General features: G+C 61.4%; 26 protein-coding genes. 12 read left to right on the forward strand and 14 right to left on the reverse strand.

Features of this window, described 5'->3' with window-relative positions; genetic code table 11:
- The first annotated feature begins 71 nt into the window (after positions 1–71).
- Complete coding sequence (locus GFM02_RS08720) at positions 72–1,199, forward strand: ATP-dependent DNA helicase (protein ID WP_003541249.1); 1,128 nt, start codon at positions 72–74, stop codon at positions 1,197–1,199.
- 104 nt (positions 1,200–1,303) lie between these two features.
- Here the strand turns inward: GFM02_RS08720 and GFM02_RS08725 are convergent, their stop codons facing one another.
- Positions 1,304–1,996 (reverse strand): MerR family transcriptional regulator, encoded by a 693-nt coding sequence (locus tag GFM02_RS08725; RefSeq protein ID WP_077978732.1) that lies wholly within the window; start codon positions 1,994–1,996, stop codon positions 1,304–1,306.
- A 454-nt stretch (positions 1,997–2,450) separates the two neighbouring features.
- On the opposite strand from GFM02_RS08725, the gene GFM02_RS08730 reads away from it, so the two are divergent.
- The gene (locus GFM02_RS08730; RefSeq protein ID WP_168321423.1) at positions 2,451–3,203 is read left to right on the forward strand and encodes a pyridoxine 5'-phosphate synthase; all 753 of its coding nucleotides are present in this window, start codon (positions 2,451–2,453) and stop codon (positions 3,201–3,203) included.
- A 356-nt stretch (positions 3,204–3,559) separates the two neighbouring features.
- On the opposite strand, the gene GFM02_RS08735 is transcribed toward GFM02_RS08730, so the two are convergent.
- Positions 3,560–4,465: an SDR family oxidoreductase gene (locus tag GFM02_RS08735; protein WP_168321424.1), complete on the reverse strand. Its 906-nt coding sequence runs from the start codon at positions 4,463–4,465 to the stop codon at positions 3,560–3,562.
- A gap of 137 nt (positions 4,466–4,602) precedes the next feature.
- On the opposite strand from GFM02_RS08735, the gene GFM02_RS08740 reads away from it, so the two are divergent.
- Entirely contained in the window at positions 4,603–5,019 is a 417-nt protein-coding gene (locus GFM02_RS08740) for a winged helix-turn-helix transcriptional regulator (RefSeq protein WP_018482855.1), read from the forward strand.
- A 48-nt stretch (positions 5,020–5,067) separates the two neighbouring features.
- Here the strand turns inward: GFM02_RS08740 and GFM02_RS08745 are convergent, their stop codons facing one another.
- The 5 genes from GFM02_RS08745 to GFM02_RS08765 all read right to left on the reverse strand — a co-directional run bounded on the left by GFM02_RS08745 (position 5,068) and on the right by GFM02_RS08765 (position 9,314).
- Positions 5,068–5,301: a DUF6429 family protein gene (locus GFM02_RS08745; protein WP_168321425.1), complete on the reverse strand. Its 234-nt coding sequence runs from the start codon at positions 5,299–5,301 to the stop codon at positions 5,068–5,070.
- Between the two features lie 133 nt (positions 5,302–5,434).
- Positions 5,435–6,643: an MFS transporter gene (locus GFM02_RS08750; protein WP_168321426.1), complete on the reverse strand. Its 1,209-nt coding sequence runs from the start codon at positions 6,641–6,643 to the stop codon at positions 5,435–5,437.
- A 109-nt stretch (positions 6,644–6,752) separates the two neighbouring features.
- Positions 6,753–7,376, reverse strand: a complete 624-nt coding sequence (locus tag GFM02_RS08755) for a TetR/AcrR family transcriptional regulator (RefSeq protein WP_168321427.1) — start codon at positions 7,374–7,376, stop codon at positions 6,753–6,755.
- 61 nt (positions 7,377–7,437) lie between these two features.
- A complete protein-coding gene (locus tag GFM02_RS08760; RefSeq protein WP_168321428.1) occupies positions 7,438–8,355 on the reverse strand; it encodes a bifunctional helix-turn-helix transcriptional regulator/GNAT family N-acetyltransferase in 918 nt (305 codons plus the stop codon).
- 239 nt (positions 8,356–8,594) lie between these two features.
- Positions 8,595–9,314, reverse strand: coding sequence for an aspartate/glutamate racemase family protein (locus GFM02_RS08765; RefSeq protein ID WP_168321429.1), 720 nt, complete (start codon positions 9,312–9,314; stop codon positions 8,595–8,597).
- Positions 9,315–9,472: 158 nt separating this feature from the next.
- Here GFM02_RS08765 and GFM02_RS08770 point away from each other — a divergent pair, with 158 nt between their 5' ends.
- From GFM02_RS08770 to GFM02_RS08780, 3 genes are all read left to right on the forward strand, one after another.
- Positions 9,473–9,937, forward strand: a complete 465-nt coding sequence (locus tag GFM02_RS08770) for an Lrp/AsnC family transcriptional regulator (protein WP_003541227.1) — start codon at positions 9,473–9,475, stop codon at positions 9,935–9,937.
- A 98-nt stretch (positions 9,938–10,035) separates the two neighbouring features.
- A complete protein-coding gene (locus tag GFM02_RS08775) occupies positions 10,036–11,301 on the forward strand; it encodes an NAD(P)/FAD-dependent oxidoreductase (protein ID WP_168321430.1) in 1,266 nt (421 codons plus the stop codon).
- A gap of 441 nt (positions 11,302–11,742) precedes the next feature.
- On the forward strand, positions 11,743–13,698 hold the full coding sequence (locus GFM02_RS08780) for an elongation factor G (protein WP_168321431.1): 1,956 nt from the start codon (positions 11,743–11,745) through the stop codon (positions 13,696–13,698).
- 174 nt (positions 13,699–13,872) lie between these two features.
- Here the strand turns inward: GFM02_RS08780 and GFM02_RS08785 are convergent, their stop codons facing one another.
- Positions 13,873–14,919 carry an NAD(P)-dependent alcohol dehydrogenase gene (locus tag GFM02_RS08785; RefSeq protein WP_168321432.1) on the reverse strand — a complete coding sequence of 349 codons (1,047 nt, stop codon included), beginning with the start codon at positions 14,917–14,919 and terminating at the stop codon, positions 13,873–13,875.
- Between the two features lie 203 nt (positions 14,920–15,122).
- Here GFM02_RS08785 and GFM02_RS08790 point away from each other — a divergent pair, with 203 nt between their 5' ends.
- The 3 genes from GFM02_RS08790 (at position 15,123) to GFM02_RS08800 (ending at position 18,880) form a co-directional block, all read left to right on the forward strand.
- Entirely contained in the window at positions 15,123–16,031 is a 909-nt protein-coding gene (locus tag GFM02_RS08790) for an AraC family transcriptional regulator (protein WP_168321433.1), read from the forward strand.
- A 108-nt stretch (positions 16,032–16,139) separates the two neighbouring features.
- Positions 16,140–17,198, forward strand: a complete 1,059-nt coding sequence (locus GFM02_RS08795; RefSeq protein WP_168321434.1) for a glycosyltransferase family 2 protein — start codon at positions 16,140–16,142, stop codon at positions 17,196–17,198.
- Positions 17,198–18,880 (forward strand): hypothetical protein, encoded by a 1,683-nt coding sequence (locus GFM02_RS08800; RefSeq protein ID WP_168321435.1) that lies wholly within the window; start codon positions 17,198–17,200, stop codon positions 18,878–18,880. Before GFM02_RS08795 ends, GFM02_RS08800 begins: the two co-directional genes overlap by 1 nt.
- An 18-nt stretch (positions 18,881–18,898) precedes the next feature.
- On the opposite strand, the gene GFM02_RS08805 is transcribed toward GFM02_RS08800, so the two are convergent.
- Positions 18,899–19,264, reverse strand: a complete 366-nt coding sequence (locus tag GFM02_RS08805) for a DUF4087 domain-containing protein (RefSeq protein WP_077978716.1) — start codon at positions 19,262–19,264, stop codon at positions 18,899–18,901.
- Between the two features lie 22 nt (positions 19,265–19,286).
- Complete coding sequence (locus GFM02_RS08810; protein WP_205930237.1) at positions 19,287–19,766, reverse strand: hypothetical protein; 480 nt, start codon at positions 19,764–19,766, stop codon at positions 19,287–19,289.
- 141 nt (positions 19,767–19,907) lie between these two features.
- On the opposite strand from GFM02_RS08810, the gene GFM02_RS08815 reads away from it, so the two are divergent.
- Both GFM02_RS08815 and ilvC read left to right on the forward strand, forming a co-directional pair.
- Positions 19,908–20,573, forward strand: a complete 666-nt coding sequence (locus tag GFM02_RS08815) for a TetR/AcrR family transcriptional regulator (protein ID WP_020050738.1) — start codon at positions 19,908–19,910, stop codon at positions 20,571–20,573.
- A 49-nt stretch (positions 20,574–20,622) separates the two neighbouring features.
- Positions 20,623–21,642, forward strand: coding sequence for a ketol-acid reductoisomerase (gene ilvC / locus GFM02_RS08820; protein WP_003560822.1), 1,020 nt, complete (start codon positions 20,623–20,625; stop codon positions 21,640–21,642).
- Positions 21,643–21,757: 115 nt separating this feature from the next.
- Here the strand turns inward: ilvC and GFM02_RS08825 are convergent, their stop codons facing one another.
- A complete protein-coding gene (locus tag GFM02_RS08825; protein WP_020050736.1) occupies positions 21,758–21,997 on the reverse strand; it encodes a hypothetical protein in 240 nt (79 codons plus the stop codon).
- 316 nt (positions 21,998–22,313) lie between these two features.
- Between GFM02_RS08825 and GFM02_RS08830 the strand changes: the two genes are divergently transcribed.
- Positions 22,314–24,308 (forward strand): PhoX family protein, encoded by a 1,995-nt coding sequence (locus GFM02_RS08830; protein ID WP_168321437.1) that lies wholly within the window; start codon positions 22,314–22,316, stop codon positions 24,306–24,308.
- A gap of 359 nt (positions 24,309–24,667) precedes the next feature.
- Here GFM02_RS08830 and GFM02_RS08835 read toward each other — a convergent pair whose 3' ends face one another.
- Genes GFM02_RS08835 through GFM02_RS08845 form a run of 3 tightly spaced genes read right to left on the reverse strand, consistent with a single transcriptional unit; the run spans position 24,668 to position 25,815 of the window.
- Positions 24,668–25,255, reverse strand: coding sequence for an SAM-dependent methyltransferase (locus GFM02_RS08835; RefSeq protein ID WP_168321438.1), 588 nt, complete (start codon positions 25,253–25,255; stop codon positions 24,668–24,670).
- Positions 25,245–25,580, reverse strand: a complete 336-nt coding sequence (locus GFM02_RS08840; protein WP_011652706.1) for a type II toxin-antitoxin system RelE/ParE family toxin — start codon at positions 25,578–25,580, stop codon at positions 25,245–25,247. The genes GFM02_RS08835 and GFM02_RS08840 overlap by 11 nt, the downstream gene beginning before the upstream one ends.
- On the reverse strand, positions 25,564–25,815 hold the full coding sequence (locus tag GFM02_RS08845; protein ID WP_026265338.1) for a ribbon-helix-helix domain-containing protein: 252 nt from the start codon (positions 25,813–25,815) through the stop codon (positions 25,564–25,566). The genes GFM02_RS08840 and GFM02_RS08845 overlap by 17 nt, the downstream gene beginning before the upstream one ends.
- Positions 25,816–25,845 lie beyond the last annotated feature (30 nt).

The following is a 25,845-nucleotide window of genomic DNA, read 5'->3' on the forward strand; positions in this document are numbered from 1 at the left end:
ATCGTCCGGCCGGGCGATTTGCCGTTTTCCGCCTTGCCTAAATCCCGCGAATCCTGCCAAGTCCTGCGATCATGCAATTTGCGCCGCAACAAGATGAAGCCCTGAAGGCTGTTTCGAAATGGCTGAAGGAAGGGCGCTCGCCGCTCTTTCGCCTGTTCGGCTATGCCGGAACGGGAAAGACGACGCTTGCCAAGCATTTCGCCGAAAATGTCGATGGCGACGTGCTGTTTGCCGCCTTCACCGGCAAGGCGGCGCAGGTGCTGCGCTCGCGCGGCGCCTCCAACGCCCGGACGATCCATTCGCTGATCTATCGGCCGCGCGGCGAGGAGGCCGTGGAAGACGAGGAAACAGGCAAGACCTCGATCGCGCCGATGTTTTCGATCAACCGGCAAAGCCCGGTCGCCAAGGCGGCGCTGATCATCGTCGACGAATGTTCGATGGTGGACGAGGCGCTCGGCAAGGATCTGATGAGCTTCGGCACGCCGATCCTGGTGCTCGGCGATCCCGGCCAGTTGCCGCCGGTCACAGGCGGCGGCTACTTTACCAATCAGGATCCGGACTACCTGCTCACCGATATCCACCGGCAGGCGCGCGACAATCCGATCATCAAGCTCGCCATGCAGGTGCGCGAAGGCAATGAGGTGATGTACGGCGATTACGGCACGGCCAAGGTGATCTCGAAGAACGAGGTGACGCAACAGCTGGTGCTCGATGCCGATCAGGTGCTCGTCGGCACCAACCGCACGCGGCGGCGCTACAATCAGCGCCTGCGTGAGTTGAAAGGCTTCAATGCCGATTATCCGCAGACCGGCGACAAGCTCGTCTGCCTGCGGAACGATCCGGCCAAGGGACTGCTCAACGGCTCGCTCTGGCAGGTGATGACCTCGTCAAAGGAAACGACGAAGCCCGGTATCAATCTGCTCGTCCGGCCAGAGGATGACGACATGGACCGAGGAGCGGCCAAGATCAAGCTGCTGAAGCAGGCCTTCGAGGATGTCGAGGGCGAGATTCCCTGGAACACCCGCAAACGCTACGACGAGTTCGACTATGGCTATGCGCTCACCGTTCACAAGGCTCAGGGTTCGCAATGGAACGATGTCGTGCTCTTCGACGAGAGCTGGGCATTTCGCGATACCCGGGAACGCTGGCTCTATACCGCGATCACGCGCGCGGCGGAGACGCTGACGATCGTCCGCTAATCCCGATCGCACCCGTGATCCCAGTCGCATCTACGACCAGGTCGCATTGCCGATCTGGACTGGCGAGGAAGAAACGGTGGCGGCCGTGTCTCAGGCGGATGGTACTAAGCCTGCACGATGCCGAGCAGAACTGCCTTGGCAATGGCCTGGAAGCGGTTGTTGGCGCGGAATTTCAGGATGATTCCGGCCTCCAGGTCACGGGTTTCGTCATGCTTCAGGTCGAGCGCCCGAGCGATGCGTTGGGTGGAATAGCCTTCCGCCATCAGTTCCAGGCAACGCCGCTCCTGTGCGGTCAGGCTTGCACTGTCCTGATTGTCGTTCAATGGCGGCGACTCGACGCCGCCGTCGAAATCCAGGAGGTCGCCAACCTGCTGGAGCTGGCGGTGCAGCGTCGACATCTCGGCCGTCAGTTCGCGCTTGCGCACCTGCAGGGCCTCGCGGAACATCGCCTCAGCCGTTTCCTGCGAATCGGCGTTGCGGAGTTCGTCCATCAGTTCCTGGATAACGGCGATCGGCATGCCGGTTTCGCGGCAGACTGTAATAACGGCCATGCGCATCACGTCATCCTGGCCGTAGACCCGCATCAGGCCGATGCGGTTGGCTGAAATCAACCCTTTCTCTTCATAGAAATGCAGTGTCCTGTGCGTGACGCCGAATGCGTTTGCCATGTCGGCAATGGGCACCGGACCATCAGGTAGATCCGGCGGTAGCGCGGCCGAAGGCAGGAACCGATACTTCGATCGGGCCTCCGAAGCGATACCGGCGGTGGCAAACAGGCGTTTGGAACCGTCTGGCATGAACCCTCCTGGGGCATGTTGTTGCACCTCATGCGGCTTTGCCAGTTGCTTCCCATGCGCGGCGAGTGGGGTTTCCTCTAGGCGTTCTTCTCATTGGGAAAGAAGCAGTACACGGCGTACTCTACGCGATACGATCTCCACGTTATGCGTGAACGATCTTTTTTATAAGTGCTAAAAATAATCTCTTTTAAATGGGATAGCAACTTGACGGCATATTTTGCCGAGGTTTTCGAGTGTGCTGCAGCAAAACATGCGCTGCTTTGCGGTATCGGTCGGTCGTCTTCACGGGCGACGAGAATTACTGTTTGCGGTACGCAGGTGCGGTCGAATGCCCACCCAACAGCGATGCGCATCAACGATCGGCATCGCACCCATCTGCGAATCTCGTTGGCCATCGCACGGCCCTTGGCTTAAAAGCAGGGCCTCCCGTTTCCGTGACCGATGGATATCTGCCATGCCCGCCAAGCTCTCCGTGAACCTCAATGCCATCGCCATGCTGCGCAACCGGCGCGATCTGCCCTGGCCGAGCGTCGAAGCGCTCGGGCGGATCGCGCTTGCCTCCGGCGCCAGCGGCCTGACGGTGCATCCGCGCCCCGATCAGCGGCACATTCGTTTCTCCGACCTGCCGGTCATCCGCAATCTGATCGACGATGAATTCCCCAAGGCCGAGTTCAATATCGAGGGTTATCCCACAGAGGAATTTTTCGAACTCTGCGCCGGGGCAGCACCCGAGCAGGTGACGCTGGTGCCTGACGATCCCGCGCAGGCGACCTCCGATCACGGCTGGGATTTCCGCAAGCACCAGGCGTTCCTGACCGATGCCGTCGCGCGGCTGAAGACGATGGGATGCCGGGTGTCGCTGTTTGCCGACGGTGACGGGGACGCACAGGCGGTTGAGATCGCCAAGGCGGTCGGCGCCGATCGAATCGAACTCTATACCGGCCCCTATGGCGGTTGCTTCGACGCTCCGGAGCGGGCGGCTCCAATCCTCGACGCGCTCGGACGGACGGCGGATGCGGCCCTTGCAATCGGCCTCGCCGTCAATGCCGGCCACGATCTGACGGTCGAAAACCTGCCTGACCTAGTGAAGCGCATTCCCGCTCTTGCCGAGGTCTCGATCGGTCACGGGCTGACGGCCGATGCGTTGGAATACGGCATGGCGGAAACGGTGCGGCGCTTTTGCCGGGCTTGCGGTCAGGCGGTTTGAGGGGGGCGTTTTCTTCAACGCTTTGACTAGGAGCGGGTTATTACGGCTTCTAGCTGCGAGTCACACAGTGCCTCGTGAAGGAAGAGTCTCCTGCGCCCAAGGACTTGGACGCGCTGGATTCCTGTGACAGGCACAGGAATGAGGGTAGGAGAGGTAGCGCTTCCCATCAACCGTTGTCTCAATGTCGACGGGAAATTTTGGCGAAGACGCTTAATTCACCCTCCCTCATTCCTGTGCCTGTCACAGGAATCCAGCCACGGCGCGTCCGCGCCGTGAGTGACTCATCTGACGTGATGAGGGATCCAGAATCGGAGTTCGCTCATCCCTGCGACTAATGCAGGGATGAGCGAAAGGCTTCAATGCGCAGCATTGCCTGAAGCAGTCAGGGCCGCCTTGTGCTCCACGAAGAAATCCTTCAGCGGCTGCGGCTGTTTGCCGGTCAGCTTGGTGAAGTCTTCGGTGACGATGTCGAACTTGCTGGCGCGGGTGTTAGCGTCGGCAGAAACCAGCATGTCGGCGACAAAACCGGGGAGGCCGGCGCCGCGCATACCCTGGCCGAGCTGTTCGTCGGTGACGTCGACCACTTCGAGCGGCTTGCCGGCGACGTCGGAAACGATGGCGGCAATCTGCCGGTTATTCAGCGATTGCGCGCCGGTTAGCGTATAGGTGGCGCTGGTCGAGGTGCCGGAGGCAAGGGCTGCGGCGATCGCCAGGGCGCAGTCATCACGCGAGATGGTCGAGATCTTGCCGTCGCCCGTGGCGCTGTACCATTTGCCGCCCTGCAGGTTGTGCGGCATGCCGTGCAGGTAATTGTCGTGATACCAGGCATCGCGGATGATCGTATGGGCGATGCCGCTTGCCTTGATGGCGTTTTCGCTGCCGAGATGATCGGGCGCGAAGGTGACGAGCGAATTGTCCGGCGCCGGCATCGAGGTGTAGGAGATGTGCTTGACGCCTGATTTGACTGCTGCCGCGACGGCACCCTGGTGCTGGGCGAGGCGCTTGCCGGGAGTATCCAGTGCGTCGGTGCTGATGATCAGCAGCCGGTCGACGCCGGCGAAAGCCTTCTCCAGACCTGCCGCGTCATCGAAATCGGCCTTGCGGGTGACGACGCCCTTCTTTTCGAGTTCGGAAAGTTTTTCCGGGCTGCGGGTTGCCGCGACGATGTTGCCGGGGGCGACTTTGTAGGTCTCGATGAGGTGATGGATGACACGCCGGCCGAGCTGCCCGGCAGCGCCGGTGACCAGGATGATTTCGCTCATACGTCGTTTCCTTCTGTGTTGTGCTGGCGGTGTTGCGCCGGTGGTCTCGAAAAGAGAGTAACGCTAGAATAGGAATTGACTTGGCGGTGTAAAGGAGGCAGTTTTTCGGCTCTACGTTACCAAAAGGGAACCAGCAGATGAGCGGTGCGGTCGTCAGTCTGAAGAACAGGACGCCGGGGGTGCGGCGCGAGATCGATCTCGCCGGCCTCGATTTCGGCAATTGCCCGGTCAGGGACATGATGCAGCAGATCGGCGGCAAATGGTCGACGCTGCTGCTCGAGGTGCTGGCGGATCGGCCTTATCGCTTCGGCGAGCTGCGGCGGATGATCCCCGATATTTCGCAGCGCATGCTGACGCAGACGCTGCGCGACCTGCAGAGGGATGGTTATATCGACCGCGAGGTATTCCCAACCAAGCCGCCGAGCGTCGAATATTCGATGACCGAACTTGGACGTTCGCTCTACCAGCCGCTGTCGCAGCTTCTGAACTGGGCGGAAGCGAACCATGATGCCGTTCGCGCCGCCCGTTCGCATTTCGATTCCGTCAGCGGCTAGTACCGTTGATAAAAGCGAATTCCGCGTTTCTGGAAACGGGAACAGCGATCATTTGGTTGGCCGCATGAACAGAGCGCGGAACAATTCCTCCGATCGTCGCAAACCTTCGTCACTCAGAACGACAGACTTGGCCTTGCCCGCGGGATTTGCAATCAGACCTTTCTGATGCAAACGGTCCATCACGCCCCAGTCAAAACCCTTCCAGGCACGATCTCCGTCATGCAGCGTCAGCCATAACAATGCGAGCACAGCATCGTCGATTTTCTCTTCGTCTATCTCCATGTCGGAATCCCATGCATAAAGGCGAAAATTCTGCAGCTCTCAAACGGCTGCATACGCTGCTTCCTGGATGTGGGCATCTATAAGTCGGCTCTGTCAAGATTTTAGATGTTCGATCCTGGATTCTGATGGTGCCTTACTTGCCGCGTCCTTCCGTCAGGAACAGCAGGAAGGCCAGCGCCGGGAAGCAGAAACCGATCCAGGTCGTCATCGTCCAGCCGCCGGTCGCATAGGCCCAGCCGCCGAGTGCTGAGCCCAGCGCGCCGCCGGCAAAGAAGGTCGCCATGAACAGGCCGTTGAGCCGGCTGCGGTGTTCCGGGTTCAGCGCATAGATGGCGCGCTGGCCGCAGACGAGATTGGTCGTCACGCCGAAATCGAGAAGGATCGCCGCTGCCGTCAAGAGCAGCAAAGCGCCAAGCGAGCCGTCGCTAGCGAAATGGCCAATCAGGAAGGCAGCCATGCCGAGCAGCATGGCAAGCGTCGAGGCGATCTTCGTCATACCGCGATCGGCAAGCCGGCCGGCAATCGGCGAGGCGATGGCGCCGGCAGCACCTGCGAGGGCGAAGAGGGCGATGCCGTTCTGTGTCAGGCCGAAGGCGGGACTTGCGAGCAGCAGCGGCGTCGTCGTCCAGAACAGGCTGAAGGCGCCGAACATGCCGGCCTGATAGAGCGCCCGGCGCTGCAGCACCCGCGAGGTGAGCGCCAAATGGCCCATGGAGGCGAGCAACTCGCCGTAGCGTAGCCTGGTCGTCGGACGGCGGACCGGCAGGTTGGCGCGGAGCACGACGGTGAGCACGAGCATGACGCCAGCAGTGACGTAGTAGACCACATGCCAGGACGAGGCCTCGGCGACAAAGCTTGCGAAGGGGCGCGCCAGCATGATGCCGCAGAGCAGGCCGCCCATGACGTTGCCGACGACCTGGCCACGGGTGGCATCAGGCGCCATGTTGGCGGCAAAGGGAACCAGGACTTGAACTGCGACCGATGAAAGACCGATAGAGAGCGAGGCGACGAGGAAGGTTGTGGGCGTCGAAGACAGCGCCGCGGCGATGAGCGCAACGGCGGAGACGGCGATCAGCATCAGCACCAGACGGCGGTTTTCGGTGAGATCGCCGAGCGGCACGATCAGCAGCAGGCCGAGGCCGTAGCCGATCTGCGTCAACGTGACGATCAGGCCGGTGGCGGCTGGCGTGAAGCCGAGATCGGCGCTGATCGGGCCGGCGAGCGGCTGGCCGTAATAGAGATTGGCGGCCACCAGCCCACAGGCGGCGGCGAAGAGGAAGGTGAGCCAGGGGGATAACGCCCGGGGAATGGCCTTATCCGGTGTGGTGGCTGAAATGCTCATCAGAAACTCCGGTATTCAAAGATTGTAAGGCTTGAATGAAAATTGTTGGCTGCAGCCACCCGATCCTTGATCGAATGCCGGTATTTCTCTCGTCCACAGTGCGGGCAGATCAGGTCACGAGCTTCATCGCGGCCTCGGCCGCAGACATCATCTCTTCCCTGCTGCGTCCTGTTTTGCCGATGACGCGCAGGCCCTTGGTAAAGCAGAGGAAGGCGAGGGCGGCGGCATCCGGGTCCACCGTCTTCGGAATGCTGCCGTCTGCCTGGCCGATGCGGATGAGATCGGCCATCAGCTTTTCGTCTGCGGCAAAGGCAGTCACGACGTGGGCAGCGGCTTCCTCGTCAAGCAGGGCGAAGTCGTTGGCGCCGCCAACGACGAGACAGCCTTTACGGCCGGCCTCGCCATAGGAGAGCTCGGTATAATACGTCACCATCTGGAAGACCTTCTCGCGACCGGTCTTCGCAGACGCGATCATCGCTTCCAGCCGCCGTCGGCCGAGCTTTCGATAATGGGCGAAAGCAGCGAGGAAGATACCGCGCTTGTCCTTGAATGCCTTGTAGATGCTCCCCGAAGCAAGGCCCATTGCTTCGGTCAATTCGCTGATGGAGGCGGCGTGGTAGCCGCGTTCGGAAAAGACGCGCAGCGCCGCATCGAGCGCTGCGTCCATATCGAACTCGCGCGGACGGCCACGGCTGCGGGTCTTTGCTTCTGACGTGAGGATGGCGTCGGTCATGGCGCCTTAATTAGGGAATGGTCGTTTCCAAATCAAGTGAAATTTCTGCGGCGCAGCAAATTCAGAGATCGAGCACCCAGTTCTGGCCGTTCGCCTCGGGGCCGAACATGCGATGTCTCTCCTCGGAGACAAGGCGGAAGCCCGCCTTGACGTAGATGGCGCGGGCGGTCTCCAGCATCTCGTTGGTCCAGAGCGAGAGTTCGCGGTAGCCTTTCTGCCTGGAGAAGCGGATGCATTCGTCGACCAGCAGTTTGCCGAGCCCGAGGCCGCGGGCTGATTTGTCGACATAGAGCAGGCGGAGCTTGGCGATGCCGTCGCCGCTATTGGTGACGAGGACGGAGCCGATATTGACGCCGCCGCGTTCGGCGATCCAGCAATATTCCTTGGCCGGATCGAAATTGGCGAGGAATTTTCCGGCGACGTCGGCCACCAGCGCCTCGAAGCGCAGGTCCCAGCCATATTCCTCGGCATAGAAACGGCCCTGGCTCTGAACGATCCAGCCGATATCGCCGGCGCGGTGGGCGCGGATGATGGCCGGTGCGGGCTTTGCCGCCGGGTCGAGCAGCGTGCGGATCGTGTGCATGGCGGAGACCGCGGCCTCCGGCTCGCCGCTGGCGAGATTGTCGAAACGGGCGGCGATCTGCGCATTGGCGCGCCGGCCGAGTTCTTCGAACTGCTCTCGTCCCCGGTCGGTGACAATGATGACCTGGCTGCGCAGGTCGGCCGGATCGGGGCTGGTCTCGATCAACCCCTCGGCGCGGAAACGCTTGAGGATGCGGCTGAGATAAGCGGCGTCGAGATGCAGGTCGCGGACAAGTGCGGCGGCGCTGACGCCGTCATGCGAGCCGACCTCGAAGAGGATGCGGGCATCGGTCAGCGTGAAGGGCGTGTCGAGATAGGCCTTGTTCAGCAGGCCGAGGAAGTTCGTATAGAAGCGGTTGAAATCGCGAGCGGTTTCGATGAGGGCAATATCGGACATGGCAAAAATCTCCAGATGGAGATCGTTGCCGGACTGCTGACAAAGTCGGCCAACTCTTCTTTCGTCATGCTCGGGCTTGTCCCGAGCATCTGCCTCCGGTCGATACGTGGCAGATCCTCGGCACAAGGCCGAGGATGACGCCGAGGAGAGAGTGAGGTGTCAGCAACTGACAAAATCTCCGAAACAGAGACTTTGTCGTGCATTTAGTTGACTGAGTCAACTAAATTGTCCGTGTGATCTCAGGCGGCTTCCTCTTCTGTCGCTTCGTCTGCGCCGAGCGCAAAATCGACCGCCGCCCGCGCATGGATCGCGGTGGTGTCAAAGCCCGGCAGCGGCAAATGGTCGGGATCGAGGATCAGGCAGATCTCGGTGCAGCCGAGGATGATGCTGTCGGCGCCGTTGTCGATGGCGCGTGCAATCACTGCCATGAGCTTGTCGCGAGAGCTGTCGAGCACCTTGCCGGCGCAGAGTTCGTTGAAGATGATATCGTGCACGGTCGTGCGGTCGCTCGCATCTGGCACTATGATATCAACACCAAGGCTCTTCATGCGGTCGCTGTAGAAGCCGTGCTCCATCGTGTAGCGGGTAGCAAGCAGCAGCGGTCGCTTGCGGCCGGCCGCATGCAGCGATTTCGCGGTCTCGTCAATGATGTGGATCAGTGGCACGGAGATCTTCTCTGCGACCTTGTCGGCGATCAGATGCATGGTGTTGGTGCAGATGAGGATGCAGCCGGCGCCGGCGATCTGCAGGCGCAGCGCCACGTCGGCGAGGCGACGGGCGGCCATATCCCAGTCGCTGGCCTTCTGAAGCGCGACGATCTCCTCGAAATTGACAGAATGCAGGATGAGTTCGGCCGAGGCGAGGCCACCCTTGCGGTCACGCACCATCTCGTTGACGAGGCGGTAATAGACCGCCGAACTTTCGAAACTCATGCCGCCGATAAGGCCGATCGTTTCCATTTCTTCATGCTCTCCATGCTTCTGAACTTTAGAAAATGATGCCGCAATCCCGGCGCGATGTGTTTGCTTTGTTTGTCCCTTGAATCAGATATGTGATAGGATTTTGCGTCATTTTATGAAATTCTGCAAAAAAGACGCGAGAGGTATATGTTCGACACATGCTTGATGATCGCGACAGGCGCATTCTGGACATGCTGCAAAAGGATGCGGGCATATCCGTGACCGATCTTGCCGAGCGCGTGGCGCTTTCGATATCGGCCTGCTCACGGCGCATCCAGCGGCTGGAGGAGAGCGGCCATATCGCCCGGCGCATCGTCGTGCTCGACCGGGAAAAGATGGGCGTGCCGACGACGGTCTTCGCGCTGGTCAAGACGGCGCACCATTCCGACGAATGGACGGAGACCTTCCGCCGGATCATCAGCGACATTCCCGAAATCGTCGAAGCGCACCGGCTGACTGGCAATCACGACTACATCCTGAAGATCGTGCTGCCGCGCGTCGAGCATTACGATGTGATCTACAAGCAGATCGTGCGCAAGATCGAGCTCTTCGACGTCTCGGCCTCGATCTCGATGGAGCTTCTGAAGGGCGGCACGGCGATTCCCGTAGGATATGCCGATTGAGCCAGCTCCTGCAGGGGAGCTATGCCGAAACGGCAGTTGCAACCATCGCGGCGAAGGCCACATTGGCTTTGAGCGAAATGGCGCAAAAGGGGTAGGTCATGAGCGATCATCATGTCGTCGTTGTCGGCGGCGGTTTCGGCGGGCTGCAACTCGTCAATGGCTTGAAAGGCACCGGTGTCAGAATCACGCTGGTCGATCGGCGCAATCACCATCTCTTCCAGCCGCTGCTCTATCAGGTGGCGACCACCATTCTCTCCACCTCGGAGATCGCCTGGCCGATCCGCCGCCTCTATGCCGACCGGCCTGACGTGACGGTGCTGCTCGGAGAGGTCACCGGCGTCGACAGCGGTGCGAAGACGGTTTCCTTAAGCAACGGCATGACTCTTGGTTACGATACACTCGTGCTGGCGACTGGGGCGACGCATGCCTATTTCGGCCACGACGAATGGGAGCCGGTGGCGCCCGGCTTGAAGACCCTTGAGGATGCGACGACGATCCGCCGGCGCGTGCTGCTTGCCTTCGAGAAGGCGGAGATGGAGGCCGATCCTGCCGCACGCGATGCGCTGTTGACATTCACCATCGTCGGGGCGGGGCCAACCGGCGTCGAACTGGCCGGCATCATCGCCGAACTCGCGCATTTCACGCTGCCCAAGGAATTCCGCAACATCGACACGCGCAAGACCCGCGTCGTTCTGGTCGAAGCAGGCCCGCGGGTGCTGCCGACCTTTGCCGAGGAACTCTCGGCCTATGCGCAGAAAGCGCTGGAGAAACTCGGGGTCGAGATCCATCTCGGCAAGCCGGTGACGGAGTGCAACGCCGACGGCGTGAAGATCGGCGAGATTTTCGTCGCCAGCAGGACGATCGTCTGGGCCGCCGGCGTCACCGCCTCGCCGGCGGCGCAATGGCTCGGCGTGCCGGCGGATCGGGCAGGGCGCGTCGTGGTCGAGAAGGATCTGAGCGCGCCTGGTTTGCCCGACGTCTTCGTCGTCGGCGATACCGCCTCGGTCATGCGCGAGGACGGCAAGCCGGTGCCGGGCATTGCGCCTGCCGCCAAGCAGCAGGGCGGTTACGTCGCCAAGGTCATCCGCGCCCGCATATCCGGCAAACCGGCGCCGGCGCCCTTCCGCTACTGGCATCAGGGCAGCCTTGCGACGATCGGCAAGAGTGCGGCAATCATCGATTTCGGCCGGATCAAGCTGAAAGGCTGGCTCGCCTGGTGGATCTGGGGCCTTGCCCATATCTACTTCCTGATCGGCACCCGCTCGCGCTTCTCCGTCGCCTGGAGCTGGCTGTGGATCTATCTGAGCGGCCAGCACAGCGCCCGGTTGATCACCCAGCGGGAGACGATGCGGGAGGAGGGGTAAAGCCCCTTCTTCGGGTCAAGTTGGGGACAGCAGGAGAAGGCATGCCGCGGGGCACCCCCTCTGCCCTGCCGGGCATCTCCCCCACAGGTGGGGAGATCACAAGTGGCATGACCTTCCCGCATCCTGAACGTCAAGCCGAGCTGAATCGCTGATTGTTTGGGGAAGCCGTTGCGCCCAGCCAATGTCCCCACCTGTGGGGGAGATGCCCGGCAGGGCAGAGGGGGGCGGCCACGGCACGCTGGTCCAGGCAACCAGCCACGCGTGAACGTGATACGCTCAAGCTTGACATATCTCCCGACACGCCTCTAGCATTCCGCCCGCGTCTTCCGAAAACCACCAGCGGTTACACATCCAGCCGTCGCCATCACCAGGTAGAGGTTCCAATGCGCCGATTCACTTCTCACGAAAATCACATTCGAAATTCTGAGAAGTTGGTGGTTCATGCGCACTTTGAATCTGGGCATCCTCGCCCATGTGGATGCAGGCAAGACTAGCCTTACCGAAAGACTGCTTTTTGACGCCGGCGTCATCGACAAGCTCGGCAGCGTCGATACCGGCAATACACAGACGGACACTCTCGAGCTCGAACGGCAACGCGGCATCACGATCAGAGCCGCGGTGGTGTCGTTCACGGTCGGCGACAGGATCGTCAATCTCATCGACACGCCCGGTCATCCGGATTTCATCGCCGAGGTCGAGCGGGTGCTCGGATTGCTGGATGCTGCTGTCGTTGTCGTTTCGGCGGTCGAAGGCGTTCAGGCCCGGACACGGGTGCTGGTGCGGGCGCTGCGGCGGCTTGGCGTTCCCTTCGTCTTCTTCGTCAACAAGGTCGATCGTCTCGGCGCGCAATATGAGGATGTCCTGAAGGCTCTTGCCAGCCAATTGCTCGTTCGCCCCATCGCCATGTCTTCCGTCGTTGATGCCGGCAGCAGGCTTGCTCGGGTGGAGGCGTTGGCTCCCGGATGCGAACCGCTTTTCACGCCGCTCTGCGAAGCACTCGCGGAGAATGACGAGGCGCTGCTGGACGATTACGTCTTGGCGCCCGATCGCCTGACGGCGGATAGGCTTGGACGCTGCCTGACCGATCAGGTCGCGAGCGGTCTGGTGCATCCTGTCTTCGCAGGTGCGGCAACGACTGGCGTCGGCGTGCCGGCCCTGACATCGGCCATCGCGACGATATTGCCCGGCCGGCGCCTCGATCCGGACGGGCCGATCGCCGGAAAAATCTTCAAGATCGAACGCGGCTGGGGCGGTGAAAAGCTGGCCTATATGTACCTGAGGTCAGGCACGGTCCGGCTCCGGCAACATCTAGATTTGCCCAAAGGCCCGGATAGGGTGAGCGCAATCGAGGTTTTCGAGGCCGGCCGGGTTCATGGCGCCGCAAGCTTCCGCGCCGGGCAGATCGCGCGCATCAGCGGCCTTGCCGGCGCCCGTATCGGGGATGCGGTGGGCGGCGACCTGCTCGCGGGTGGGCCGCCGCAGTTTGCCCCGCCCAGCCTCGAAACCCGCGTCCTTGCCCGGCGGCCCTCCGACAAGGCGGCCCTCTGGCTGGCGCTAAACCAGATGGCGGAGCAGGACCCGTTGATCAATCTGCGCCGGAACGATGATGCCGACGACATCTTCGTATCGCTCTATGGCGAGGTGCAGAAGGAGGTCGTCCAATCGACCCTGCTGACGGATTTCGGTCTCGATGCCGGGTTCGAGGAAAGCACGGTCATCTTAGTGGAAAGGCTTGCAGGAACAGGGGAAGGCCTGCAGATCCTCTTCAAGGAGCCCAATCCATTTCTCGCCACCGTCGGTCTGCGCGTCGAACCGCGACCAGAAGGGGCAGGCAACAGCTTTGCACTTGATGTGGACGTGGGCCAGATGCCCGCCAGCTTTTACAGGGCAGTCGAAGAAACCGTATTCGAAACGCTGAAGCAGGGCGTTTTCGGCTGGCAGGTCATCGATTGCCACGTGGCGATGACGGCAGCCCGGCACAGCTCGCCTGCAAGCACCGCCGCCGATTTCCGGCAACTAACGCCATGGGTGCTGGCAACGGCGCTATCGGCCGCCCAGACCGTGATATGCGAGCCGATCGACCGCTTTCATCTCGAAGCGCCCGCGGAGAGCCTGAGCGGTGTGCTCACTTTGCTTGCGAAATCTGCTGCGACGATGACGGATTCCGTGATTGCCGACGGCATGGCCCGGCTGGAAGGCACCATGGCGTCCGCGATGATCCAGAGCGTCCAGCAGCAATTGCCGGGTCTGACGAGCGGGGTGGGGACCATGGAAACCTCTTTCGACCATTATGCCCCGATGGCCGGCCCGCCACGTTCGCGCCAGCGTTCAGGCCCCGATCCGTTCAAACCAGTCGAATATCTGCTGCGGCTGCAGTCCACGAGAGCCTCATGCTGAGGTGCGGAGGCCGAAGCCTCGAAGCACGGGGCGGGCGCTCCGACGTGGCGGGCAGGAGTGGTGTTTGCGGGTGATGCTTCGAGGCTTCGCCCTAAGGGCTACGCGCCTCAGCATGAGGACGGATGGAGGATGCCGTTATCAAAAAGGCGGCTCTCGCGAGCCGCCTCTCGTTTTTCAAGCTGCCAGCGAGGCGATGTCGATGACGAAGCGGTAGCGGACGTCGCTTTTCAGGACGCGTTCATAGGCTTCGTTGACCTGCTGGATGTTGATCTTCTCGATCTCGGAGACGATGTTGTGCTCGCCGCAGAAGTCGAGCATTTCCTGGGTTTCCTTGATCGAACCGATCATCGAGCCTGATATGCTCTTGCGGCCGGGGATGATCGCGAAGGCATGCACGGGGATTGGGTTTTCCGGGGCGCCGACCACCACGAAGGAACCATCCACCTTCAGCAGGCCGAGATAGGCATTCCAGTCGATCTCGGCGCTGACGGTGCAGATGATCAGGTCGAAAGTGCCGGCGAGCTTCGTGAAGGTTTCCGGGTCGTTGGTGGCGTAATATTCCTTGGCGCCGAGCTTCAGCCCATCTTCCTTCTTGGAAAGGCTCTGGGAGAGAACGGTGATATCGGCGCCCATGGCGGCGCCGAGCTTGACGCCCATATGGCCGAGACCGCCCATGCCGACGATCGCGACCTTCTTGCCGGGGCCGGCATTCCAGTGGCGCAGCGGCGAGTAGAGCGTGATGCCGGCGCAAAGCAGCGGCGCGGAGGCATCGAGCGGCAGATTGTCCGGAATGGACATGACATAGCCTTCCCTGACGACGATCGAGTCGGAATAGCCGCCCTGGGTCCGTGTCTTGCGGTCGGCTTCGAAGTCGTTGTAGGTGCCGGCGAGTCCAGGCATATACTGTTCCCGATCGAGGTCGCGCTCGGCGCAGCCGATGCAGGAATCGACGAAGCAGCCGACGCCGACGCGATCGCCGACCTTGAATTTGGTCACATCGGAACCGACAGCCGAGACGATGCCGGCGATCTCATGGCCCGGTACGATCGGATAAACGGCGTTCTTCCATTCGTTGCGGACAGTGTGGATATCCGAATGGCAGATGCCGGCAAATTTGATGTCGATAACGACGTCATCGGGGTTCGGATTGCGGCGTTCGAAGGTGAAAGGGGCCAGTGGCTTGGAAGCGTCGGTCGCGGCGTAGCCTCTTGCAATAGGCATGGGAACCTTCCTTTTCGATTGTGGGAGGGGTTGAACGGGATGGCGGACTATTGCCTGGAACTGCGGCAGAGGGTTAGAGCGATCCTCTCAGCTTTTTGCACGATCCTGCAAAAGTGAGACGCCTGCCTGTTTGCGAAATGGCCAAGACACTTTAGATAGGGCGGTATAGCCGGCGTCAGACAGTTGACAGAAAGAGTTGCCCCATGACTTTGCCTTTCAACCCCTATCGGGAGATCGTCGACATTGCGATGCGCTTCGCGCCTGGTGACGGCGAGTTCTCAACTAATATTGGCAATCTTCATGTCAGCCGCCGGTCCAGGCCCAGCGATCCGCTGCACAGCAGCTATCGGCCCTGTTTCGCCTTTGTACTGCAGGGGGCCAAGAGCCTGCGCCTCGGCACGGAACTTATCAGCTACGGGACCGGCGACTATCTGCTGACCTCGCTCGACCTGCCGGTCGCCTGGCGCGTCACCGAGGCGAGCCCCGAGGTTCCGCATCTCTGCCTGGGGCTGGCAATCGATTCCGAAAAGCTGCTGGAGTTGCTCAGTCGCATCGATATTCCGAGCCCGGCCGCCCATACCGACGGGCAGCGCGGGATGGCGGTGAACGTCGCTCCGCCGGAGCTCCTGGATGCTGCCGTTCGCCTGCTGCGCTTGCTCGATCGTCCAGGCGACATTCCTGCCATGGCGCCGCTGATCGAGCAGGAAATCCTCTACCGGGTGCTGACCGGGCCGGATGGTGCGCGGCTGATCAACATCGCCACTGCAGACAGCCACAGCAACAGGATTGCGCGCGCCGTTGCATGGCTGAAGGAGAATTTCGCGCGGCCATTGCGCATCGAAGACCTTGCCGACCGCGTCAGCATGAGCGTGTCGTCCTTCCATCATCACTTCAAGTCGGTCACGGCAATGACGCCGGTGCAGTATCAGAAGCAGCTTCGCCTGCACGAGGCGCGCCGTCTGATGCTCGTGGAGCGGCTCGATGCGGGCACGGCCGGTCACCGCGTCGGCTATCAAAGCCCATCGCAGTTCAGCCGCGAATACAGCCGCCTCTACGGCGCTTCACCGGCCCGCGATGTCGACGGCGCCCGCGAGGTCATGGCGGCGGAATAGAGTACCGCGCCCAGCAAGAACGTGCCAAAGTGCGGTGGGATCATTAAAGGATTGTTTGACGTTTCCGACTAGTCTTGCGGCAGATATCAAGCAGGCCCAGATGTCCGCATGACGCAAGCACCGTTTCTCTCCATCGTCGCTCCTTGTCACAACGAGGAAGAGGGCTTGCGCGAATTCTGCCGCCGCGCCGCTGCTGCCGCGCATAGTGTTGCCGGCGATGGCTTCGAGCTCATTCTCGTCGATGACGGCTCGTCCGACCGCACGTGGGAGATCATTTCGGATCTGGCGGCAGATGTGCCACAGCTGCTCGGTGTTCGTCTTCTGCGGAATCACGGCCACCAGTTGGCATCGACGGCGGGTCTTTCCGCGTCGCGCGGCGAGCGCGTGCTTTTGATCGATGCCGATCTTCAGGATCCCCCAGAGCTGCTTTTGATGATGATGCCGATCATGGAGCGCGGCGCCGACGTCGTTTACGGCCAGCGCACGCGCCGTCAGGGCGAAAGCTGGTTCAAACTGGCCTCCGCTTCGCTTTTCTATCGCGCTTTGTCCAAGCTCGCTTCCGTGACCATTCCGCGCGATACCGGTGATTTCCGGCTGATGCGCCGACGTGTCGTCGATATCCTGCTGGCGATGCCGGAGCGCGATCGCTTCATCCGCGGCATGGTCAGCTGGATCGGCGGCAGGCAGGTGGCGCTGCCTTACGAGCGCGACGCCCGTTTTGCCGGCACGACGAAATATCCTCTGCGAAAGATGATCAATTTCGCTCTCGATGCGATCACCAGCTTTTCGACGACGCCGCTGCGCATCAGCACTTGGCTTGGCATGATGAGCGCGGGCGTCGCGATCGCGTTGCTCGTCTACACCTTCGTTCGCTGGCTGCAGGGCGAGACGGTGACCGGCTGGTCGTCGATCATGGCCGCGGTCAGCGCCTTCAGCGCCATCCAGCTGATCTGCATCGGCATCATCGGCGAGTATCTCGGCCGTCTGGTACAAGAGAGCAAGAAGCGGCCGATGTTCATGGTCGAGACGATCGTGCGCGGCAGTGAACACGCAGAATTGTCGATCGCTTTCTCGGAGATGAGCGCCAGCGACAAACGCGCCGCGCTGGATGCGGCCTTTGCATCCGAAGAGCCGCCGCGCTCGCAAAAGAACAGCCGGATCGGATAATGGACCGGATTGCCGCGCCTGCTGTGGCCGCAGCCGGGCCTGAGGAATCGATCGCCAGGCAGGATTCCACCGTTGCGATCGTCGCATTCGTCGGACTTACGGCGGCTTTGGTCCTCCTGTTTCCCTTTCCGCCGGTTCTCGATTACGCCAATCACTACGCCCGTATCTGGCTCCTTTCGGGCGGGATCGGCGAGCAGCCGTTTCCTGAGATCTATGCCGTCGATTGGAACCGCACCTTCACCAATGTCGGGATCGACGTTCTAGCCACCTGGCTGGGGCCGCTTGTCGGTGCAGACAGGCTTGCGCGGGCTTTGCTTTTCCTGGCGATCGTGCTGCCGCCACTGGGCGCGATCGGCCTGCACCGCGCGCTGTTCGGCGGTCGGCACCACTGGCAGACCGCCATGCTGTCGCTCGGCTGGTGCGCCACCATGATCGGCGGCTTCATCAACTTCCAGATCGGCCTCGGCATGGCCTTGTTCTTCGCCTGCGTCGATCTGCGGCTGCAGCGCAGAAATCCCGCCCTGGTTTTTGCATGGCGGCTCGCCGCCGCGCTGCTGCTGACGGTGATGCATCTCTTCGCGCTTGGCTTCTATATGGCGATCGTCTGCGGCCTCGAATTTTCCTGGCGCACCGATATAGTGCGATCTAAGGCGGGTCTGATGAGGCTCGCCGGCCGGTTGGCGCTGGCGCTCGGCGCCTGCGCCCTGCCGCCGCTCGCGCTCTATCTCCATACGGCGGCTTTGCCCAGCGCCGGCGGCGATGGCCTTGGCCTTGCCTGGAACGATGGCATCGTCCTGATCGTCCTTAATCTGCTCTCCGCCATCACGACCTATGTCCCGGTGGTGGATGTCGTGCTGGTTCTGCCGCTGATCCTCATCTGCACGCGTGCCGTCCGCTCGGGCGACATCCGCGTCCATGCGGGGCTTGCCGTCGCCGCCTGCGGCCTACTGCTTCTGTCCTGTGTTTCGCCTCGCCACATGCTCGGCACCGGGTGGATCAGTTGGCGCTTTCCGATCATGACGGCGCTCGTCGCCATGGCGATGGTGTGCCCCTTCGCCAATCTGACGCGCCGGCAAGCGCTGTTGCTGGCGCTCATCATCAATCTCGCAGTCTTCGGTCGCACCGGCTGGGTCGGCTGGAACTGGTGGCTGGCACAGAAGGATGTTGCTGCCGTCGAGACTGTGCTTAAAAGGGTGCCGGCCGGTGCAACCGTGCTGCCTCTGGGACATGAACCCGAGACAGTGAGCGGTCTTGCCCACTCGAACCGGCATTTTGCCTGGGGGTTGGATACTTTCCGGCACCTGCCGACGCTTGCCGTGCCCTTGTCGCATGCTTTCGTGCCGACGCTCTTCACGGCAAAAGGCAAGCAGCCGCTCTCCGTTCTGCCGCCATGGTCTGAGATCGCAGTTCCCGAGGGCAATCTGCTGTCGATCGGCGTGCTTTCATGCCCGGCAATGATGCAGGAATATAGAAACTTTACGCCTTACCTGTCGGATTGGCGCAGACATTTCGATTTCGTCCTTGTCGCCAATGCCGATATACCCGACCGCTATGTCGGCACCTTGATGCCGGCGGGCCTGACGCTGGTCGAAGATGCGGGTTTCGCAAAGCTCTATGCGATCGAGAAGACGATTCCAGCGGATACTCTCTTGATTCCCGCAGGTTGCGTTACGGCGTCATAAGCTACTGCTCTTCGCGGATCAGCCGGGAAATTTCAGCGCCTTGTCGGCACGGCATTTGGCGAGCTTTAGCTGACGGAAGGAGAGGATGCGGGTGATGCGATCCTTGCCATCCGTTTCCACACTCATGCAGGCGCAGGCATAGCCGTAATTGCCGTTGGTTTTGACATAATCATGTTCGGAGATGTCGGAGATCAGCTCCATGCCTTCGACCTCGCCGGCATCGTCGCCCTGGGTCATGATTGTCCAGGTATTCTCCGCGTCCTCCAGCCACCAATTGGCGGGCGTCGGATTCTCGATCCAGCCGCAGCGCGTTTCGGCCGCCTGTGCGTTTGCTGCGATGGCGAGAGCTGTGGTCATGACCGCGGCGGCTATCCAGTATCTCATTGCCTTTTCCCCACGACAAATATCAGTTGTTGATCGCGATGATCGCCCAATGGCTCGCCTCGCAAGCGTTGTCGTCGCAGACCGCGCCCATCCAGACGGCGCCGCCGGCCAGCATGACGCCGTCGCTGTTGACGAAAAGGTCCTCGTATTGCTGGCGTCCGACGGCGCGGCGCGTTTCCGGCGTCACGAGATCGTCGAAATTGTCGATGAAATCCTCAGCGCTCTCGACGTCGTAGCTCTCGCCGTTGGCCTTGACCGTCAGCGGGTATTCGGCAAGGCCGGCGATGGTCCCGGCGTCGCCTGAGCGCATCGCCCGAACGAGTTGGCGCAGCGGCCGGTCGAAGCTTGCGGCATCGCCGTGCAGTTCCTCGATGCGGTTATAGACGTCGCTGTCGGACTGCGCGAGAGCGCTTGAGCCGACAAGGAGAATTGCTCCGAGCAGGAGAAGAGCTGCAGAAAGGCGTGACATCGAAGCCTCCGGGCAAATGGCGTAGCGCGACATTATGCGATCGCCGAGGATTCGCGCCTATCCAATTCTGGTGTTTCATCGCGGTTTCCCGTATTAAAAAAATCTATCCAGGCTTCTTGACGACCTGATCGGTTTATCGCATAAACCTCACGAACCGTACCGTACGGTACGTATATGGGAGCCATGATCGTGTCCGTCGATACCGCAGAGCCGAGCGAATTTTCGCCGCGCCAGAACGCCGTTCTGGAGCAGGCGCTGCAGTTGCTCGTGGACGGCGGCGAGAAGGCGCTGACGACCTCGGGTGTGGCGCGAGCCGCCAATTGCTCGAAGGAAAGTCTCTATAAGTGGTTCGGCGATCGCGACGGGCTGCTGTCGGCGATGATCGCCTATCAGGCCAGCAAGGTGCGCACCTTCGAGCGCAACGGCGAGCGGCTGACGGCGGCGAGCCTGCACGACCATGTCGTCATTTTTGCGCGTGACCTGCTGGAGGTGCTTGCCGGCGACGTCTCGCTGGCGCTGAACCGGCTGGCGATCGGGCAGTCGAACCGCGACGGCTCGAAACTCGGCAAGTTGCTGCTCGAGCGCGGCCGTCGCCAGATCGACCGGCGCGCCATGGCGCTGATCGATGCCGGCAAAAGGGCAGGGCTCCTGCGTTTTGCCGATGCCGACGAGGCTTATCACACGCTTTACGGCCTTGTTGTCTCCGACCTGCATGTGCGCATGCTGCTCGGCGAACCAGGCCTCAAGGATACCGCACGCCAGGCGGAGAGGGCGGTGACCGCCTTCCTCAGGCTTTATGGCACGGACAAGGTTCTGGCGGAGATGCCGGTTCTCGGCTGATTCCGCTTTAATGACAGTCAACAAGACAAGCAAAGGGAAGGAACTTCAAATGCGCGTCTATTACGATCGTGATGCCGATCTCAACCTCATCAAGGCCAAGAAGGTCGCCGTCATCGGCTATGGTTCGCAGGGCCGTGCCCATGCGTTGAACCTCAAGGACAGCGGCGCTCAGAACGTCGTCATCGCACTCAAGGCCGGTTCGCCGACCGTCAAGAAGGCCGAAGCCGATGGCTTCAAGGTCATGACGGTTGCCGAAGCTGCCGCCTGGGCGGACCTGATGATGATGGCGACACCGGACGAATTGCAGGCCGACATCTACAAGGCCGACATCGCCGGCAACATCCGCGATGGCGCAGCCATCGCCTTCGCTCACGGCCTCAACGTTCATTTCGGTCTCATCGAGCCGAAGGCTTCAGTCGACGTCGTCATGATCGCACCGAAGGGCCCGGGCCACACGGTTCGCGGCGAATACCAGAAGGGCGGCGGCGTTCCCTGCCTCGTTGCCGTTCACCAGAACGCTTCCGGCAATGCGCTTGAACTCGCTCTCTCCTACGCCTGCGGCGTCGGTGGTGGCCGTTCGGGCATCATCGAAACCAACTTCCGCGAAGAGTGCGAAACCGACCTCTTCGGCGAACAGGTCGTTCTCTGCGGTGGTCTCGTCGAGCTCATCCGCGCTGGTTTCGAAACGCTCACCGAGGCCGGTTACGCGCCTGAGATGGCCTATTTCGAGTGCCTGCACGAAGTGAAGCTGATCGTCGACCTGATTTATGAAGGCGGCATCGCCAACATGAACTACTCGATCTCCAACACGGCCGAGTGGGGCGAATATGTCTCCGGTCCGCGCATCATCACTGCCGAGACGAAGGCCGAGATGAAGCGCGTCCTCAAGGACATCCAGACCGGCAAGTTCACGTCCGATTGGATGCAGGAATACCGCGCCGGCGGCTCGCGCTTCAAGGGCATTCGCCGCCTGAACGACAGCCACCCGATCGAAGAAGTCGGCGCCAAGCTGCGCGGCATGATGCCCTGGATCGGCAAGAACAAGCTGGTCGACAAGTCGGTCAACTAAGCGACTTTCCGCGCCGCATCGAACCTGGTTCATGCGGCGCGCTTTGCGGTTATCCTCCGTGCATGTCGTCCTGCCAAGCCGTTGCCATCGGTAGCGGCTTTCCGCTTGCGTCGGACTAGCCGGACAAGAGCACGCGACGGTCGAAGCGTCCGGCTGCAACGTCAGCGGCCGGAGCCATGATGACGAGATCGCAGGCGTCCCAAAAGACGCGACCCGTTGCCGAGCCGGCGCGCAGCCGTGCGAGAACAATCCAGCCGTCCAGGTCGTCCAGGTCGCCAAAGCCTTGCGAGGCGGCTAGGCTTGAGGCCTCTCCGCAACACGAGAGGCCTCCCTGGATCGTGGCATGGCCAAGCATCTGGTGGACCTGAGGCGTCGCAGACCCCGGCATAGGGGCCGGTCAAGGCGCGCTCGAAAGCCTCATTCGTGTCGGAGAGCTCATCGAGCGATCCATTGTCTCATCTTCATGACGCAAGAATCATAGGGCGGAGGCAACGTGCCGACTACGGCAATGTCCGGTCTTGGCCTTCACTGAGCCGTGTCGCTCCTGCCTGAGAGAGAGAACAGCATCCCTAAGACGTTCCTGTCGCAAAACCGTAATATCGCGCCTTTAGCTTTAGAATGGATCTAAAACAAGACAATTTGACACTAGTTTTCAACCGTGGAGGCATTGGATGAACGAGCATCTTTCCCAGAAGCTTTTCCCGACGACACAGCTCGAAGACGCGGATGGTGACGGCCACAACACCAGCGCCAATCCGACGATGGGTGAAATCATCGGCAAGCGTTTTTCACGCCGCAATTTTCTGCAGGGCTCGCTTGCCGTTTCCGCCATTGCAGCGACGGTAAGCCCGATCGTGCTGATGAGCGCGGACGAGGCGCGCGCTGCAGACAATAAAGGCTCTGCCTTCAACTTCTCCGAAGTGGCGGCCGGCGTCGACGACAAGCATCATGTCGCTGAAGGTTATGATGCCGAAATTCTGCTGCGCTGGGGCGATGCCGTGCTGCCGGGTGCCCCGCAATTCGATCCGGCGAAGCAGACGGCCGATGCACAGAACAAGCAGTTCGGCTACAACAACGATTATGTCGGCTTCATTCCGCTCGACGGTTCGTCCGAACATGGCCTACTCGTCGTCAATCATGAATACACGAACCCGCACCTGATGTTTGCCGGGCTCGTGCAGGTGATCGACGGCAAGATCAAGCAGGGCGCGCTCAGCAAGGAGCAGGTGGATGTCGAGATGGCGGCCCACGGCGGCACCATCGTCGAGATCCGCAAGACGGGTGGCAAGTGGCAGGTCATCGCCGACGGCAAGTACAATCGCCGCATCACCGCCAACACGCCGATGGAAATTACCGGCCCCGCCGCCGGAAACGACCGCCTGAAGACCAGTGCCGACGCGACCGGCACCCGCGCCATCGGCACGATCAACAACTGCGCCGGCGGCGTCACGCCCTGGGGCACCTACATCATGGCGGAAGAGAACTTCCACGGCTATTTCTCCGGCGCGCTGCCGGAAGGTCACAAGGAAGCCCCGAACTATAAGCGTTACGGCGTTCCGGAAGGCGCCTACGAGTGGGCCAATTTCTACGATCGCTTCGATCTTTCCAAGGAGCCGAACGAGCCGAACCGTTTCGGCTGGATCGTCGAGATCGACGTCATGGACCCGACGTCGGCGCCGAAGAAGCGAACCGCGCTCGGCCGCACCAAACACGAGGGCGCCGAGTCGATCGTCGCCAAGAACGGCAAGGTCGTCTTCTATCTCGGCGACGACGAGCGCTTCGACTATGTCTACAAGTTCGTGACATCAGCAGCGTTCAACCCGAATGATCGCGACGCCAATATGAACCTGCTCGACAGCGGCACGCTCCATGTCGCCAAGTTCAACGAGGACGGCACCATGCAATGGCTGCCGATGGTCTTCGGCCAAGGCCCGCTGACGGCGGAAAACGGCTTCACCAGCCAGGCCGACGTGCTGATCGAATGTCGTCGCGCCGGCGACGCGCTCGGCGCCACCAAGATGGACCGCCCGGAAGACGTCCAGCCGAACGGCGTCAACGGCAAGGTCTATGTCATGCTGACCAACAACACCCGCCGCAAGGCCGACCAGGTGGATGCCGCAAATCCGCGCGCGGAAAACGCCTTCGGCCACATCATCGAGATCTCTGAAAACGACGGCGATTTCACTGCCACATCGGGCAAGTGGGAAGTGCTGCTGAAGTGCGGCGATCCCTCGATTGCGGCCGTCGGTGCGACCTTTTCAACCGAGACGACCAAGAACGGCTGGTTCGGCATGCCCGATAACTGCGCCGTCGATGCTGCCGGCCGCCTCTGGGTTTCGACCGACGGCAACAACAACAAGGCCACCGGCCGCACCGACGGTCTGTGGGCCGTCGATACGGAAGGGGCGGCGCGCGCCACTTCGAAGCTGTTCTTCCGCGTGCCGGTCGGCGCCGAAATGTGCGGCCCGCTCTTCACACCGGATGACGAAACCGCCTTCGTCGCCGTGCAGCATCCTGGCGATGGCGGCGAGGACTGGCCAGGCCATGGCCGCCCGTCCTATTACGAGGATCTTTCCACCCGCTGGCCGGACTTCAAGCCTGATATGCCGGTACGTCCTGCGGTCGTTGCGATCACCAAGGCCGGCGGCGGTAAGATTGCCGTCTGACGGTTGAACGCGGAGGCTGCCACCTCGCTGTAAATGCCCTTTGGCGGCCGGGGATGAGCCCATCTTCCGGCCGCCTGTCGCCGCGTCCGTATGTGCGTTATGCAGCTCTCATTTTGAGCACGGGCGTGGCCGTCGTATCGGTGGGGAAACTCAAGGCCATCCCGACCCATTGAGAAGTAGCCTGCTATGGATGCAGGGTTTCTTGAAGCACGGTTTGGATTTCAGATAGCAGCCGCAAAAATTGGCGGGGCAAAGCGAGACATAGACCGATCTCCGTCAACTGCAGAGAAATCCGCCTCTGCCAATAAGATCATGATCTCAACCGGGAATGGACGCTCAGCCCGGAAAGCAAGCAGCCTCTACCGATGCGCCATCACCGTGATCCACCGCGTCGGCTTACCGTCATAACCGCCGCCGTCGTTTTCCTCGATGGTGATGTCATGCCAGCCGCCTTTTGTCAGAAGCGCCGACAGTCCGTCGGCGGAGGGATAGTTGTAATAACGGCCGAAGCCGTCATGGCCCTCCGCTCCCCCTCCCTTGAAGGTCGCATGAATGATGCCGCCCGTCCTCAGCGCGCGCCGGATGCGGGCGAAGACGTCGGGCAGCTCAGGTCTTGGAACATGGAGAAGGCTTGCATGCGCCCAGACGCCGTTGAAGGCGCTGTCGGCGTCGAGCTCCTGGAACAGCATGACCGTGACCGGCCTGCCGATCAACGCCTCCGCTTGTCTTGCAAGCTCGGTCGAGCCATCCGTCGGCGTCACGTCGAAACCCTGCGACAGCATGTAGGCGCTGTCCTGCCCGCCGCCGCAGCCGAGTTCGAGGATTGCCGCACCCGGCGCAAGCCCGGCGAGGAAGGCATCGAGCTGCTGCTTCGGCAAGCTGCGCGCCCGCTTGGCGTATGTCTCGGCATTTTCCTCATAGAAGGCGGAGGTGCGGTCAAGAGGCATGCTGTTCGGCCGATCGCGGGCGTCGATTGGATTGAAGATGTCTTTCAGGAAGCCGGTCGGCGTCGATGATGTCAATGACGACAATCCCTTCCGATGTCACCCGGTAGAAGGCGACGTGGCGCATGTGGAGGAGGCGGCGAAGGCCCGCGCCGAGTTCGTCGCACTCTTCTCCCATGGAGGGAGCATGCGAAAGAAGCACGAAAATCCTGTCCCAGTCGAGAAGATAGGCGTCTGCCTGCGCCTCGCCGAAATTGAGGCAAGCATATTCGTCGATGCCTGATAGCACGGAGTACGCGGTTCGGGTCAGCCTATAGGTGGTTGTCACGCAGCTTTGCCTTCGTTTCCGACAGGATGTCGGGAATGCGTCGCTCGCTCGGGCCGCTTTCCTCAGCCTGTCTCAGAATGTTGCGCAGTTCTTCGTCGTCAAGCTTGTGATGGAGCTGATCCTTCAGAATAAGCTCTGCCAGGAATGCGTCGGCACTGCTGTATCTGCCGCTTGCGACACGGTTTTCGAGGTATTCCGCCAGATTATCCGGAAGCGAGATCGTCATTTTCGCCATTGGATTCGGTGCCGCCTGCACATGCCGGTT

This window comes from Rhizobium leguminosarum bv. viciae (genome assembly GCF_012276115.1).
GTDB lineage: Bacteria > Pseudomonadota > Alphaproteobacteria > Rhizobiales > Rhizobiaceae > Rhizobium > Rhizobium leguminosarum_T.

Coding starts and splice junctions, on each gene's coding strand:
- GFM02_RS08835 (WP_168321438.1), bottom strand. CDS start 25,255: ATGCCTCTTGACCGCACCTCCGCCTTCTATGAGGAAAATGCCGAGACA.
- GFM02_RS08805 (WP_077978716.1), bottom strand. CDS start 19,264: ATGAGATACTGGATAGCCGCCGCGGTCATGACCACAGCTCTCGCCATC.
- GFM02_RS08775 (WP_168321430.1), top strand. CDS start 10,036: ATGAGCGATCATCATGTCGTCGTTGTCGGCGGCGGTTTCGGCGGGCTG.
- GFM02_RS08825 (WP_020050736.1), bottom strand. CDS start 21,997: ATGCTTGGCCATGCCACGATCCAGGGAGGCCTCTCGTGTTGCGGAGAG.
- GFM02_RS08785 (WP_168321432.1), bottom strand. CDS start 14,919: ATGCCTATTGCAAGAGGCTACGCCGCGACCGACGCTTCCAAGCCACTG.
- GFM02_RS08830 (WP_168321437.1), top strand. CDS start 22,314: ATGAACGAGCATCTTTCCCAGAAGCTTTTCCCGACGACACAGCTCGAA.
- GFM02_RS08800 (WP_168321435.1), top strand. CDS start 17,198: ATGGACCGGATTGCCGCGCCTGCTGTGGCCGCAGCCGGGCCTGAGGAA.
- GFM02_RS08845 (WP_026265338.1), bottom strand. CDS start 25,815: ATGGCGAAAATGACGATCTCGCTTCCGGATAATCTGGCGGAATACCTC.
- GFM02_RS08780 (WP_168321431.1), top strand. CDS start 11,743: ATGCGCACTTTGAATCTGGGCATCCTCGCCCATGTGGATGCAGGCAAG.
- GFM02_RS08720 (WP_003541249.1), top strand. CDS start 72: ATGCAATTTGCGCCGCAACAAGATGAAGCCCTGAAGGCTGTTTCGAAA.
- GFM02_RS08760 (WP_168321428.1), bottom strand. CDS start 8,355: ATGTCCGATATTGCCCTCATCGAAACCGCTCGCGATTTCAACCGCTTC.
- ilvC (WP_003560822.1), top strand. CDS start 20,623: ATGCGCGTCTATTACGATCGTGATGCCGATCTCAACCTCATCAAGGCC.
- GFM02_RS08730 (WP_168321423.1), top strand. CDS start 2,451: ATGCCCGCCAAGCTCTCCGTGAACCTCAATGCCATCGCCATGCTGCGC.
- GFM02_RS08735 (WP_168321424.1), bottom strand. CDS start 4,465: ATGAGCGAAATCATCCTGGTCACCGGCGCTGCCGGGCAGCTCGGCCGG.
- GFM02_RS08815 (WP_020050738.1), top strand. CDS start 19,908: ATGGGAGCCATGATCGTGTCCGTCGATACCGCAGAGCCGAGCGAATTT.
- GFM02_RS08740 (WP_018482855.1), top strand. CDS start 4,603: ATGAGCGGTGCGGTCGTCAGTCTGAAGAACAGGACGCCGGGGGTGCGG.
- GFM02_RS08750 (WP_168321426.1), bottom strand. CDS start 6,643: ATGAGCATTTCAGCCACCACACCGGATAAGGCCATTCCCCGGGCGTTA.
- GFM02_RS08755 (WP_168321427.1), bottom strand. CDS start 7,376: ATGACCGACGCCATCCTCACGTCAGAAGCAAAGACCCGCAGCCGTGGC.
- GFM02_RS08770 (WP_003541227.1), top strand. CDS start 9,473: ATGCTTGATGATCGCGACAGGCGCATTCTGGACATGCTGCAAAAGGAT.
- GFM02_RS08810 (WP_205930237.1), bottom strand. CDS start 19,766: ATGTCGCGCTACGCCATTTGCCCGGAGGCTTCGATGTCACGCCTTTCT.
- GFM02_RS08790 (WP_168321433.1), top strand. CDS start 15,123: ATGACTTTGCCTTTCAACCCCTATCGGGAGATCGTCGACATTGCGATG.
- GFM02_RS08725 (WP_077978732.1), bottom strand. CDS start 1,996: ATGCCAGACGGTTCCAAACGCCTGTTTGCCACCGCCGGTATCGCTTCG.
- GFM02_RS08765 (WP_168321429.1), bottom strand. CDS start 9,314: ATGGAAACGATCGGCCTTATCGGCGGCATGAGTTTCGAAAGTTCGGCG.
- GFM02_RS08795 (WP_168321434.1), top strand. CDS start 16,140: ATGACGCAAGCACCGTTTCTCTCCATCGTCGCTCCTTGTCACAACGAG.
- GFM02_RS08745 (WP_168321425.1), bottom strand. CDS start 5,301: ATGGAGATAGACGAAGAGAAAATCGACGATGCTGTGCTCGCATTGTTA.